The organism is Ferrovum myxofaciens (assembly GCF_000735045.1).
GTDB lineage: Bacteria > Pseudomonadota > Gammaproteobacteria > Burkholderiales > Ferrovaceae > Ferrovum > Ferrovum myxofaciens.
This window is the reverse complement of record NZ_JPOQ01000146.1, coordinates 1-11,781: the sequence shown is the minus strand read 5'-3', so window position 1 is coordinate 11,781 and position 11,781 is coordinate 1. Positions and strand designations below refer to the sequence as shown.

Sequence of the window (11,781 nt, the reverse complement as noted above, 5' to 3'; positions counted from 1 at the left end):
AGCAAGGTTCAACTAGCAAAAAGACGCGCCAGGGGCTACCGCAATACTGGAAATTTCATCAACATGATTTACTTTTTGTGCGGCAAACTGAAATTCAGTTACCCACTGTATTTCATATAGAGCCAATATTTTGCAGTGGGCTGGCCTGGGCGCAGGTGGCAGTAATAATTCCTGCTAATGCAAGGAATGTTGAGGTTTTTCTAATCACAATGGCATCTCCTGTATCAAATCAAGAAAGCAATCACGCGGCTGTGGACATGCCAACAGACTGGATTGCGACGGTATCGCTCAGGCTTGTAAACTTGTCCAGAAACAAGCCTGCCCACCACTGAGGTGACCAGGATCCGGTAGTGGCCGGTTCCTGGAACGGCGATGCGCCGACGAGTATATCCCACGCCAAATTGCGATTGGTATCAAAGCGTGTCAGATCCCGCCGCTCGGTGGCCAACGCCACCAGATCGGCATGTTTGATCATTGCTTTGTTGCTTTGCATAACACTGGACAGGCCGAATGCAGCTTGCACAGCGTCAGCCGCCTGGAATTCAAGTTCATGCCAGCAAAGCCCCAGCGTGTCCTTGATCGGGGTTGGAATATCGCCGATATAGGCCTCATGCGCGTCGTGCATCAGGCCGGCTAGCTGCACCGCTGGTGAAGCATCCATGGCGGACAGAATGCGGGCAACCAGCAGGCTGTGCTGGGCAACTGAATAATGTTCGACGGTGTGGCCACCGAATCGGCAAATCAGCGACAAGGCATGTGCGATGTCGGTAATGCAAACATCGGCTGGCACAAGCTGCGACGGAACAAAGTCCCGACCGGAAGAAGTCAGCATGTGTGCATTCATGGTGCGGTTCTCGCTTCATGTATGTTGCAGGTTGCCTTGGCAATAGCGTCGCGTGCTGCTTGAGTGACACCTTCAGCATTTTCTGACCCGAGCATATAGGTCAATCCGGTTACAAGCGTTTGCAATTCGCGCAACAAATCTGGCGCTGCCGCAATCATGCATTGAAACGCATCCGCCTGTTCCAGACTGTCAGCCGCGCCACTGAAAATCTCGCAAATTGCGATCGGGCGCGCGTCGATCATGCGATCCACTGTCCGATGCGAACCGACAATCCAGTTTTCATGGTTCATGTCCGTTCCTCCTTGCCGCAAGGTAATTTGCGAACATCGGGAAGTGCGTGAACCTGAGCGATGCGCTTAGCTGTGGCAATCAAGCCTTCCGCATAGCCGCGTCGGTAATCGTTCTTGCGCCACAACGCAGGATCGGGTTCGCGCATAGAAATACCATCGCGACGACCGACCAAGCTGTAATCCACACGGAATTGGCGGAATGGCAAGAATTTGAATGGCGGAATGTTGATTGATCGACTCATAATAATTTCCGGTAAAAAACTATGACGATTAATTATCGGGTATCCGATAGATAGAAGTCAAGCGGTTTACCGATATTTTATTAAAAATTTTAATGGTTAACCAATTTTTAGTTAGGGAATTTTTTTGATACAGGAAAAATGATGATGATGGCATCAGATTTTCTTTTACGAAACTTCTGATGTTTGCGTGCTTTTTTACGTATTTTAAATTTTAAGATGCGAGCGGATTCTTTTTTTGAGGCCTCGCAAAAATTAAGTTTTTTGCAAATTGCTCAGTTTGCTTGTATTCATTTTCATTCAATTCAATTAACCATGGCGGGGCAGGCAATGTTCCTATTCTTTGTTGGATTCCTTTAGCAAGCCATACTGGATTAACTTCATATAGCAAGGCGAGATCTACTACGTAAGCAGAACCTTTGCCCTCATGTTCAAGTTCTGCAAGAGTGCTTTGAGCGATTCCTATTCGGGTTTCCACTTGCTTTTGTGTGAATCCCTTGGCTTTCCTGGCCTCGTATAATCGAGCACCGAAAGCGGTTCGGCCTTCCTGAGTTTTGTCATCATTCATCATGTTTCAATCGTATCAAAAATAATATCGGTTAACCGCTTTACATAAATATCGGTTATCCGCTAAAATAAAAATTATGAACTGGCAAAAACTTATTCTTGACCTTACAGACCGATCGCGGGGCGGTTATACCCAATCCACGCTTGCGCAAAAGTGTGGTTGTGGACAATCTACTATTAGCGATCTGCGTCGTGGTGCGACCACATCTCCAAATGCCAATCTTGGTTTGAAATTAATTGCGCTTTCTGAAGAGATGTATCCGAAGGTTGGAGCATGAAACACAAAAACTTCTACATGGCGCACAACCAGACGGTGGATTGTGAGCCATGATGCAGTCTGACGATCTGATCGTCCAAGTTGCTGTGACTGGTGCCAGACATCGCCAGATAATGGAAAGAGTGTTGCAATGAGTTTAGACGCTCTTTCGTGGGCATTTAATCTTGACCTCCCTAATTCCGGAGCAAAGCTTACGCTTTTGGCGCTGGCCAACTTTTCAGATGAAAATGGCGAAGCCTATCCAAGCCAAAAAGCCATTTCCGTCAAAACATGCCTTTCTGAACGTGCAATTCGAGGGCACCTGGTAACACTAGAACAGCTGGGCATCATTTCCAGAATTTCTCGTAAACGCGCGAATGGTTCATACACTTCCGATAGATTCAAACTCTATATTGGTGGTGCCTTTACCGACGGCAAATTCTGCCAGCGGCAAATTCTGCCGCAGGCTGAAAACCAAAAAACCCAGCGGCAAATCCTGCCAGCGGCAGATTCTGCCGTCGGCAAAAAACGACCTCAGCCAGCGGCAGATTCTGCCGCACCAGAACCGTCACTAAATACAACCATAAACAAACAACACACTTCAGAGGTAAATAGAACCACTGAGCGCGAGCAACCGGAACCCGAAAATCGTGTGTGTGTTGATTTGATTTTCCCAGCCGTTGCCGACCAGACCCGATCCGGCCTGACCCGGATTCTCGAAGCCTGCGATCCCGCCGACAGACAGGCGATCCTGGACGAAGTCAGCGGAGCACTGGCCAAAGGCACCTGCAAAAATCCCATCACACTGGCCATGTCGCTGGTGAAAGCGATGGGGCAAGGAAAGTTTTACCCGGCGCTTGGTGTTGAGGTTGCGCAGAAACGAACGAAAGAGGTAGAGCGGGAAAAGACCATGGCTATGGCACGACAATCGTCAAAACCTGACCCATTGGCCTGCAAAAAAGGCCAGGAAATCATTGATACCATCAGAACGCGGCGAAAGCGAAATCACGAAAATGGAATAGGAGGCTAAATGAACATTAAGACTGCTGACAGCAACGAACTGGATCTTGGTGATTCAGAACAAGCCAAACCTAGATTTCTGGACGTGCCTGTCAAACAGGTTCGGTTGCGCCGCATTCAACCGCGCCGAAATATTGATCCGGATACAATTGACCTGATGATGCTGAGCCTATCCACAATAGGCCAGTTACAACCGATTGGCGTGCGACGGCATGGCAACGGCTGGATCCTGATCTTCGGACATTTGCGACTTCAGGCTGCGAAACAGCTTGGTTGGAAAACAATCCAGGCGATGGAATACAGTGAAACTGAATCGACGGTATTGGTTGATCTTGCGATATGGGCAGGCGAAAACCTGCATCGCCTGGCGCCTGCGTTGGATGAAATGGCGGTCACTGCCTGCAGACTGGCCGATGCTGGAATGTCGGTTGCAGCCATTGCGACGGCGCTGGGGAAACCCGCAATCTGGGTGGATAGCATGCTGGGTGTTGCGCGTGATCCAGTGGCCCGACGGCTGATTAACGCGGGGAGGATTGCTGATGCTGAGGCATGGTCTGCCTTTATCCAGCTCGCGCCTCATATTAAGAAGAAATTACTAAAACCTGGCGCAGGCGTGATTACTCGCTCATCCTGTGAAAGGGCTCAAATTATGACGGCTCAGGAACGGAAAAACAAAAAGAAACCTGATTTGCAGGAATTCATGCAAGACCCACCACGATGTGATTTCACGCATGACCTGTTTCATCCGTGTGTCATGGATGATGATAGCGTCTCGGATCGCGTTTTCTCCAGATTAAAGTAAATATGGAAGGGCGGTAAAAATGAACGCAGATGATCTGTATAACGAACTTGCAGGTAACGCTTGGAAACTGGCAGCGCAATCCACGCTGGACGCTGATGATATTCGGCAGGAGCTGTACCTGATGTGCATGGAAGTAGCGGAAGGACGCAGTGCTTATACACCGATGATCGGAGGTGTGCATGAATATATCATGGGGTCGCTGTGGGGGTTCATTCGCAGGTGGCATAATTTACAGCTGCTGGATGATTTAATTGGCAATGATGTTGATGACGACAAAACAATACTGCTTGCCGAACTTCATGTGTTATCAACCGAAGACGTTCTGATTCGTGACGAAGAATTAATCGAGCAGGATGCGCTTGATATTGAAGAATCTCGCCAGATGAGGAAGCGTACACAAAACCAAAGCACATTGGAAATTCTGGTTCAAGATGGTTATTGGACGATTCGACAAGCGGCAAATTTTTGTGGATTGAGCAAATCGGCTATTCAAAAGATACGAAGCGCATATCCTTAAAAAAGCACCAGCCGCATAAATGGAAGAGGAAATCATACAAATTAGGGGGCTGGAATTGTGATGGACAGATCTGTTGCCGCTTTTGGCAACAGCACGTCGGTTCTGGGTTGTAGAGGACTTGCCGCTGGCGTCCATGTAACTACTGCGCGAATCGGTGGCAATGTTGTAGGAATCCGTGCCGGATTCTGAGTTACCCACGAAGCCATTTTACCACCGGGGATTTCTGGCACCTTGATGCCGGCTTTAGCGAACACCTCTGCGCTGTAATGCGCGCCGACAGATGACGTGGTTTTCCCTGTGTTGTAAGCGGCCAGAGCGCCGCGCAGGTCATGCCCCGATTGTTCCCAAGCTGTTTTCAGGATTGATTGGGCTGCGAGAAGGTTGGTGCACGGATCCAGCGCATCATCAATTTTTAAACCCAGTGCCGACAAGTTTTTGCTATTAATCTGCGCCAGACCAATATCCACAGAATGACCTGCTTGAATTAGTGCACGCGCAAGTTTGGTTGATTCATCGGCATTATTCAGCCGCCATGATTTTTTGGTGGTGTTGTCATGCAACAAGAACGGGTTACCGCCTGATTCCTGTTGGACGATAGCAGCAATGGTGACGGGTGCCAGATCAGAAGCGCACTGATGTATCAAATCGATTGGGGTCATATATCTATTCTGCAAAGTGTCCACTTTTCAGAATAGATATAACACCCTGATGTTCAGGGCTTACCTGTGGAGAAATCAATGCGCATCATCATCGCTGAAAAACCGTCCGTAGCCCAAGCCGTCGCCGGCGTGCTGGGCGGCGCCAAAAGGGCTGAAGGGTATATCGACTGTGCAGGCGGCACGAAGGTGACCTGGTGTTTCGGGCACCTGCTGGAAACGGCGCCGCCGGAAGACTATGTGGACGGTGGTAAGGTCAAATCAACCGATCTGCCGGTCATCCCAAAGGAATGGAAATTGACACCGCGCGATGGCGGGGCAGGCAAGCAGGTCAAGGTGATCCGTGATCTGCTCAAGACCGCAAAGGAGGTTGTCAACGCCGGTGACGCGGATCGGGAAGGCCAGCTGCTGGTTGATGAGGTGCTGATTCATTTGGCGTGGCGCGGAAAAACTTCGCGCTTGTGGTTGTCCAGTCTGGATGATGACAGCGTGAAGCGGGCACTGGCCACGCTCAAGACCAATGAATCCATGCGTCCGGTTTATGACTCCGCGCTGGCGCGCCAGCGTGCGGACTGGTTGAGGGGCATGAACTGCTCCATCGCCATCAGCCGCAATCTGCAGGCGATTGGTGTGCCGGGGTCGTGGAGCGTCGGTCGGGTGCAGACGCCGACGCTGGCGCTGCTGGTGGATCGCATGCGCGCGATAGAGGACTTCAAGCCGCGCGACCACTACCAGGTCGAAGCGGAACTGGGCGACGATGGCATCAAGGCTTTATGGCAAATCCCGGATGATCTGCTGATTGATGGCCTGTTGATGGATAAAACGCAGGCAGAAGCCGTGGTGGAATCGGTACGCGAGCAATCCATGCGCGTGGAACGCTTTACCAGCAAAACGGGCGAGCGCGCGGCACCCATGCCGTATGCGCTCAGCACGCTGCAAAAGGTCGCCAGTCGCCGGCTGGGGCTGTCTGCCAAGGACACGCTGGCTGCAGCCCAGGAACTGTATGAAGCCAAACTCACCACCTATCCGCGCACCGACTGTCCGTATTTGCCCATGGAAATGCACGCAGACGCTGGCCGGATTCTCAAAGCCGTCGCCCCCGGTCAGGACGGTCTGGATGCGGAGCGCAAGCACGCCGCATGGAACACCGGCAAGGTCGAGGCGCACCATGGCATTATCCCGACCGGACAGAAGCCGACAGCGAGCCTGTCGGCCAATGCCATGCGTGTGTTCGATCTGGTCTGTGAATCGTATGTTCGCCTCTTCATGCCGTCGGAAAGATTTGAAACGCGCGAGGCAATTTTCGTAGCGCCTGGCGGTGAGCGGTTCCGCGCCACCGCGAGAATCGTGCTGGAACCCGGCTGGACCAGGCTGGGCGAGCAGGAAGAGGATGAAGAAGGCGTATCCCCTGAATCCGGCAAGCTGCCTGTGATGATTGAAGGGCAAACGCTGCAATGCCGTGGCGCAGCTGTAGTGGCCAAGCGCACGGCACCGCCGAAGCCGTACACGGATGGCACATTGATTGCGGCCATGACCGGCATTCACAAGCTGGTCACCGACCCAAAACTCAAGGCAAGGCTCAAGGAAACCGCTGGCCTCGGAACCGAGGCGACACGGGCAAGCATGATTGAAGTGCTGATGACCCGTGAATATGCCGAGCGCAAGAAAAAAGAAATTCATCCGACCCCTCGCGGCGTGCAGCTGATCGACATGCTGCGCAAGGTTGCGCCTGAATTGGCGGATCCCGGTACCACCGCCCTGCAGGAAGACGCACTGGCCGACATTGCGGCCGGACGCGCACCACTGGATGTATTCATGGAGCATGAGACCGAAGCCGTGCGCGGTTACACGCGCACCCTGTTGCAAGGCAAGCTGCTGGACAGGGATGTTGTCATGCATGCCTGTCCGGCCTGCCAGGCTGCGCGCTGCGCGCAGCTCCTAAGCCGTGCAGGAAAACCCTATCATCGTTGCCCGGACTGTGAAACGGCATTTGCAGACGATGGCGGCAAGCCAGGCAAGAAGTTTGAGGACAAGCCAGAAGGTGGCGCTGGCCAGAGGGCTGTTCCGGCTGCCGGTGGACCCAAATGCCCGGCCTGCAAGAAACCGACGTTCAAAAATGAAACTAAGGGTGGAAAGGCATATTTTCGGTGTGGCGATTGCAAATCGGCGTGGTGGCCTGAGCGAAAGGATGAAGGCAAGTTGGGAATGAAATGGGAGGCAAAAACCGCCTGAATAGCGGTATGGTCGGCACGCGTCAAGTGTATGAAGCCTGACAAGACCGGGTTTAATTACACCTTTAATAATTGACTAAAGCAATCTGAACGATATAATAACAATATCGTTTTAATATTAAAAAAGGATTAATATGATACTCACGGTAGGCAACACAAAAGGTGGTGTGGGCAAGACAACCCTGGCTGTGAATCTCGCCATTGCACGCGCGCTTCAAGGGCGGGAGGTCTGGCTGGTTGATGGTGATCGTCAAGGCACAGCGCAAACCGCCATCAGCATCCGGTCGGAGGCTGGAAGTCAGCCCGGCATAGCATGCGCGACTTATCCCGATGGACCGACATTGCGCGCCCAGGTGAAGCAGCAGGCAGCCAAATTCGACGACATTATCATCGACGCTGGCGGGCGCGATTCGTCAGCGCTGCGGGCGGCACTGGTGCTGTCGGATATATTGCTGGTTCCATTCCAGCCGCGCAGCTACGATGTGTGGGCGCTCAACGATATAGCTGTGCTGGTGGATGAAGCGCGCAGTGTGCGCGATGGATTGAGAGCCGTGGCGATTTTGAACTGCGCTGATCCGGGTGAGTTGTCCCCCGACAATTTGGAGGCGGCTGCAGCTGTAGGTGATGTCCCTCAGTTTGAATATCTGTCGACTCCGATTCGCCGCCGTAAGGCATTTGCCAATGCCGCTGGCGCCGGGCTATCGGTGCTGGAACAAAAACCGATGGACAAAAAGGCGGTGGAAGAGTTAAATGCACTTGTTGCAGCGTTGTTTTAATATTAAAGTGATACTGAAAAAGTATTGATAGGGTATGTAATGGCAATTACGAAGCCGAAGACAAAAGTGCCTGATTCCTCAGCAGCGGCCGATACGTTCATTTTGGGCGCACCTGATGCCGCACGGACAAGAGGCGTCAAGAAGGGTAACAAACAGCAAATTAGTCTGACCATTGCGCCAACGCTGTTACAGAAAGTGGATGAGTTGGCTGGCGAGTTAGGCCAGTCCCGTGCTGCTATAATTAACATGGCAATTTATCGAGCGGTGGAGCATGGCTTGATTATTGACAGCATAAAACGTGGCTGAAAATTCATGTTGCTATACGGTCGTTAGTTAAATAGTCACGCCCCACTTTTTATAAGTTTGTTGGCGTTGTGTCCCACAGTTTCGGTGGTGACGTAGAAAAATCCTAGTCAATGGTATGAGTTGGCTTTCAGAAAAAAGCAAAGGTAAAGCATGGGGTGTGTCTCAGATTTAGAAAGGCCGCAGGATTCGGCTTTATCCAGGCCATTGCTGAAATGGGCAGGTGGAAAGACACAGCTTTTAGGGGAGCTCCTGCCTAAAATCCCGAAAAAGTATGGTCGCTATATCGAGCCTTTTTTCGGTGGCGGTGCTGTATTCTTTGCAGCGCAGCCAGTGGGTGGGATTATTGCAGATAGCAATCCTGAATTGGTCAATCTCTATCGTACCGTTGCCGCAGATGTCGATTGTGTGATAGCACAGCTTCGCCTTTATGAAAATACCGAAGAGGTGTTTTATGCTGCTCGCGCATTGGACGTTACCAAATTGTCTAACGTAGAGGCAGCAGCTCGCACCATCTTCTTGAATAGAACGTGTTTTAACGGTCTGTACCGGGTCAATAAATCAGGTCAATTCAATGTGCCGTTTGGACGATACAAGAACCCAAAAATCATAGATGAAGATGCGCTGAAAGCGGCTTCTGCGCTTCTCAGTGCCACCACAATAATTTGTGGTGATTACAAGACGGTTTTAAAAGAAAACGCGCAGATGGGGGACTTCATTTTTCTTGACCCGCCTTATCTGCCTATTTCAGCGTATGCCGACTTCAAACGCTACACCAAAGAGCAGTTTTACGAAGAGGATCATGTTGAGCTGGCTGCTGAGGTTAAACGTCTGCATGAATTGGGCTGTCATGTGATTTTGACAAACTCAAACCATCCTTTGGTGCATGAGCAGTACCGAAAGTTCGCTGTCGAAGTGGTGCAAACAAAGCGTTATATCTCATGTAATGGGAAAGGCCGAACGGGCGAGGATGTGATTGTTACCGTCCCACCTAAACAGCGCTTTAATTTGCGATTGGTTCCCGCCCCGTTACCTCCACAGGCCATGCAATACCCTTCGACCCGTTACATGGGCTCGAAAAATAAGCTGCTAAGCGAAATCTGGGCGGTTGCTTCTCAATTTGAATTTGACACCGCCTTGGACCTGTTTTCGGGTTCTGGTGTAGTGGGCTACATGTTTAAATCTCACGGTAAGGCCGTGGTGAGCAACGACTATATGGCGATGTCAGCGACGTTTGCCAAGGCGATGATTGAGAACAACGAAATCACCTTGCCGCAAGCCGAGGCGTTAGCATTGCTTCAGCCGAAAAATACGATTGATCGTTTTGTTGAAACCAAGTTCCAAGGGCTGTATTTCAGCGATGACGATAACCGCTTGATCGATATGGCGCGAGCCAATATCAAGGCTGTGAAGAACCCGTATAAGCGGGCGATTGCCATGTCGGCACTGATTCGAGCCTGTCTGAAAAAACGCCCTCGTGGTATTTTTACCTATGTAGGCCATCGGTATGACGACGGACGCAAAGACCTGTTAATGACGTTTCGCGCCCAGTTCCTTGAGGCCGTTGATATGGTGAATGCCGCCGTGTTTAACAACGGCCAACAAAACAAGGCCCGCAACGGCGATGCAATGACATTGCAGAACCGCGAACCGGGCTTGGTCTATATCGACCCGCCCTATTATTCCCCACTGTCTGATAACGAGTATGTACGCCGCTATCACTTTGTTGAAGGCTTGGCTCGTGACTGGCAAGGCGTTGAAATTCAGGAACACACTCTCACCAAGAAATTCAAGTCATATCCGACGCCATTTTCTTCACGCAAGGGCGCGGCGGAAGCCTTCGACATGCTCTTTAAGCGTTTCCGTGAAAGCGTGCTTGTAGTGTCCTACTCGTCTAACAGTCAGCCAACCTTGGATGAAATGGTCGCCATCATGGCGAAGCACAAGAGCCATGTCGAAGTTGTTCCCGTTGATTACAAGTATTCCATCGGCAACCAAGGTAGCAAGGTGGGCGATAACAAAAACGATGTGCAGGAATATATTTTTGTCGGATATTAAAGAATGAGTATGTTGAATGCCTATGATCAAGAAAACGTGGTCAAAACGAGTCAAACCGCGAGACTTTCGCAAACTTTGAATGTCATAACGATGCAAAATCGCTGCTTGGCAGCTTAGCCAATTGATTAAAAAGAAAATTAACCATGAGACCATGGCACCTCGGTAATACTACTGTTCGAAGTCCTTTTCGGTTACGTGACGGTTTGATCGCGCTGGCCAATTCGCCATTAGTGGGGCACATCAAAGGACGAGAGTTGGAAAATGCGTTCGCGCGTTTACTGCACCAAAATGGTATCGTCAATATCACCCGCGAAGACGCCGATGCGTCGGATCTTGGGCGGAAATGGCGCTCGGCGTTAAGCCAGCTTGGCTTCATTGTTCCAGAGCTGGATGTTCGGCAAGGTTTGGAACAGATATGGGTTGGTGAGCCATTCACGCTAACGAATAATGGCAGACGGTTGATTGAGGCGGAAACCGTCCCTGGTATGCAGGAATGTTTTCTCCGGTCGTTGTCCGCGTATTACATCCCATCGGCATTAGAGAGAGGCTACAATGTTCCGGAATTTTCACCGCTGCGGCATACCCTTGCTACGATGCTCGAATTGGAACGCCGAACCGGTGACAATCGACTGAACTTCCTGGAAATGGGCCTGATCGTTCAACTGACCAGTTCCAGCGACACTGTGGTAGCGATTGCTGATCGTGTGCTCTCGTTTCGTCAGGCGCGCCTTGATGCTGTGAGCAGGCGACAGTTCGATCGTGAGGCTCTTGACTTAGCATCCGCCGAACACGGGTATGTGGTCGGAACGTTCCGAGATTACGCCGATACGAACTTTCGATATCTCAAAGCCACAGGCTTGGTTCAAAGTCGCGGATACGGACTTTCGCTTGTTCCAGAAAAACATCTTTTCATCGAACAACTCGTGGTCGACACCGGCATCCCGGATAGCGATCAATCCTACTTGATTGCTCTTTGCAACGGCGCAACGCTACCGACCGACAACCGGGACACAGCCCAGTTGGTGTTGGAAGACCTTGTTCGCCAAGCAAACTTACGGGGAATTCCGTTTGATCTTCGAGGCCGAGATTTGACCGACCGGCGTCTTTCAGGGTTTCTGTCGCCTCAACCATCTTAAGCCGCCAACCGAACTTGTCGTTCCGGATTCAATTGGACAGCACCTACAGGCTCCCAGTTACGGGTAGCCCCTGACCAGCGTTGTGG

Annotated in this window: 14 protein-coding genes; 9 read left to right on the top strand and 5 right to left on the bottom strand. The window is 51.1% G+C overall.

Annotation, left to right across the window (positions count from 1 at the left end; translation table 11 throughout):
- Positions 1-241: 241 nt before the first annotated feature.
- The 4 genes from IV91_RS0111960 to IV91_RS0111945 all read right to left on the bottom strand — a co-directional run bounded on the left by IV91_RS0111960 (position 242) and on the right by IV91_RS0111945 (position 1,944).
- On the bottom strand, positions 242-832 hold the full coding sequence (locus IV91_RS0111960; RefSeq protein ID WP_051862661.1) for an HD domain-containing protein: 591 nt from the start codon (positions 830-832) through the stop codon (positions 242-244).
- A gap of 8 nt (positions 833-840) precedes the next feature.
- Positions 841-1,134: a hypothetical protein gene (locus tag IV91_RS0111955; RefSeq protein ID WP_031598703.1), complete on the bottom strand. Its 294-nt coding sequence runs from the start codon at positions 1,132-1,134 to the stop codon at positions 841-843.
- Complete coding sequence (locus IV91_RS18485) at positions 1,131-1,280, bottom strand: hypothetical protein (RefSeq protein ID WP_160171579.1); 150 nt, start codon at positions 1,278-1,280, stop codon at positions 1,131-1,133. Before IV91_RS18485 ends, IV91_RS0111955 begins: the two co-directional genes overlap by 4 nt.
- 307 nt (positions 1,281-1,587) lie before the next feature.
- Entirely contained in the window at positions 1,588-1,944 is a 357-nt protein-coding gene (locus tag IV91_RS0111945) for a helix-turn-helix domain-containing protein (RefSeq protein ID WP_084190089.1), read from the bottom strand.
- Between the two features lie 73 nt (positions 1,945-2,017).
- Here IV91_RS0111945 and IV91_RS18010 point away from each other — a divergent pair, with 73 nt between their 5' ends.
- The 4 genes from IV91_RS18010 to IV91_RS0111930 all read left to right on the top strand — a co-directional run bounded on the left by IV91_RS18010 (position 2,018) and on the right by IV91_RS0111930 (position 4,535).
- The gene (locus tag IV91_RS18010; protein ID WP_150112480.1) at positions 2,018-2,218 is read left to right on the top strand and encodes a helix-turn-helix domain-containing protein; all 201 of its coding nucleotides are present in this window, start codon (positions 2,018-2,020) and stop codon (positions 2,216-2,218) included.
- 129 nt (positions 2,219-2,347) lie between these two features.
- Positions 2,348-3,226 (top strand): helix-turn-helix domain-containing protein, encoded by an 879-nt coding sequence (locus IV91_RS0111940; protein ID WP_084190087.1) that lies wholly within the window; start codon positions 2,348-2,350, stop codon positions 3,224-3,226.
- A complete protein-coding gene (locus IV91_RS0111935; protein WP_031598695.1) occupies positions 3,227-4,018 on the top strand; it encodes a ParB/RepB/Spo0J family partition protein in 792 nt (263 codons plus the stop codon).
- 19 nt (positions 4,019-4,037) lie between these two features.
- The gene (locus IV91_RS0111930) at positions 4,038-4,535 is read left to right on the top strand and encodes a hypothetical protein (protein ID WP_031598694.1); all 498 of its coding nucleotides are present in this window, start codon (positions 4,038-4,040) and stop codon (positions 4,533-4,535) included.
- 41 nt (positions 4,536-4,576) lie between these two features.
- On the opposite strand, the gene IV91_RS15975 is transcribed toward IV91_RS0111930, so the two are convergent.
- Complete coding sequence (locus IV91_RS15975; protein ID WP_035418012.1) at positions 4,577-5,194, bottom strand: lytic transglycosylase domain-containing protein; 618 nt, start codon at positions 5,192-5,194, stop codon at positions 4,577-4,579.
- Positions 5,195-5,272: 78 nt separating this feature from the next.
- Here IV91_RS15975 and IV91_RS0111920 point away from each other — a divergent pair, with 78 nt between their 5' ends.
- The 5 genes from IV91_RS0111920 to IV91_RS0111900 all read left to right on the top strand — a co-directional run bounded on the left by IV91_RS0111920 (position 5,273) and on the right by IV91_RS0111900 (position 11,695).
- Positions 5,273-7,423 carry a DNA topoisomerase 3 gene (locus IV91_RS0111920; RefSeq protein WP_031598690.1) on the top strand — a complete coding sequence of 717 codons (2,151 nt, stop codon included), beginning with the start codon at positions 5,273-5,275 and terminating at the stop codon, positions 7,421-7,423.
- A gap of 133 nt (positions 7,424-7,556) precedes the next feature.
- Positions 7,557-8,198 (top strand): AAA family ATPase, encoded by a 642-nt coding sequence (locus IV91_RS0111915; RefSeq protein ID WP_031598688.1) that lies wholly within the window; start codon positions 7,557-7,559, stop codon positions 8,196-8,198.
- A 39-nt stretch (positions 8,199-8,237) separates the two neighbouring features.
- Positions 8,238-8,504, top strand: coding sequence for a CopG family transcriptional regulator (locus IV91_RS0111910; protein WP_031598687.1), 267 nt, complete (start codon positions 8,238-8,240; stop codon positions 8,502-8,504).
- 150 nt (positions 8,505-8,654) lie between these two features.
- Positions 8,655-10,559: a Dam family site-specific DNA-(adenine-N6)-methyltransferase gene (locus tag IV91_RS0111905; RefSeq protein WP_031598685.1), complete on the top strand. Its 1,905-nt coding sequence runs from the start codon at positions 8,655-8,657 to the stop codon at positions 10,557-10,559.
- 203 nt (positions 10,560-10,762) lie between these two features.
- On the top strand, positions 10,763-11,695 hold the full coding sequence (locus IV91_RS0111900; RefSeq protein WP_200874400.1) for an AlwI family type II restriction endonuclease: 933 nt from the start codon (positions 10,763-10,765) through the stop codon (positions 11,693-11,695).
- Positions 11,696-11,781 lie beyond the last annotated feature (86 nt).

What these genes read in the sequence shown, in the direction of transcription:
- IV91_RS0111960 (WP_051862661.1), bottom strand. Translation starts at nt 832, where the DNA reads ATGCTGACTTCTTCCGGTCGGGACTTTGTTCCGTCGCAGCTTGTGCCA.
- IV91_RS0111955 (WP_031598703.1), bottom strand. Translation starts at nt 1,134, where the DNA reads ATGAACCATGAAAACTGGATTGTCGGTTCGCATCGGACAGTGGATCGC.
- IV91_RS18485 (WP_160171579.1), bottom strand. Translation starts at nt 1,280, where the DNA reads ATGCGCGAACCCGATCCTGCGTTGTGGCGCAAGAACGATTACCGACGC.
- IV91_RS0111945 (WP_084190089.1), bottom strand. Translation starts at nt 1,944, where the DNA reads ATGATGAATGATGACAAAACTCAGGAAGGCCGAACCGCTTTCGGTGCT.
- IV91_RS18010 (WP_150112480.1), top strand. Translation starts at nt 2,018, where the DNA reads ATGAACTGGCAAAAACTTATTCTTGACCTTACAGACCGATCGCGGGGC.
- IV91_RS0111940 (WP_084190087.1), top strand. Translation starts at nt 2,348, where the DNA reads ATGAGTTTAGACGCTCTTTCGTGGGCATTTAATCTTGACCTCCCTAAT.
- IV91_RS0111935 (WP_031598695.1), top strand. Translation starts at nt 3,227, where the DNA reads ATGAACATTAAGACTGCTGACAGCAACGAACTGGATCTTGGTGATTCA.
- IV91_RS0111930 (WP_031598694.1), top strand. Translation starts at nt 4,038, where the DNA reads ATGAACGCAGATGATCTGTATAACGAACTTGCAGGTAACGCTTGGAAA.
- IV91_RS15975 (WP_035418012.1), bottom strand. Translation starts at nt 5,194, where the DNA reads ATGACCCCAATCGATTTGATACATCAGTGCGCTTCTGATCTGGCACCC.
- IV91_RS0111920 (WP_031598690.1), top strand. Translation starts at nt 5,273, where the DNA reads ATGCGCATCATCATCGCTGAAAAACCGTCCGTAGCCCAAGCCGTCGCC.
- IV91_RS0111915 (WP_031598688.1), top strand. Translation starts at nt 7,557, where the DNA reads ATGATACTCACGGTAGGCAACACAAAAGGTGGTGTGGGCAAGACAACC.
- IV91_RS0111910 (WP_031598687.1), top strand. Translation starts at nt 8,238, where the DNA reads ATGGCAATTACGAAGCCGAAGACAAAAGTGCCTGATTCCTCAGCAGCG.
- IV91_RS0111905 (WP_031598685.1), top strand. Translation starts at nt 8,655, where the DNA reads ATGGGGTGTGTCTCAGATTTAGAAAGGCCGCAGGATTCGGCTTTATCC.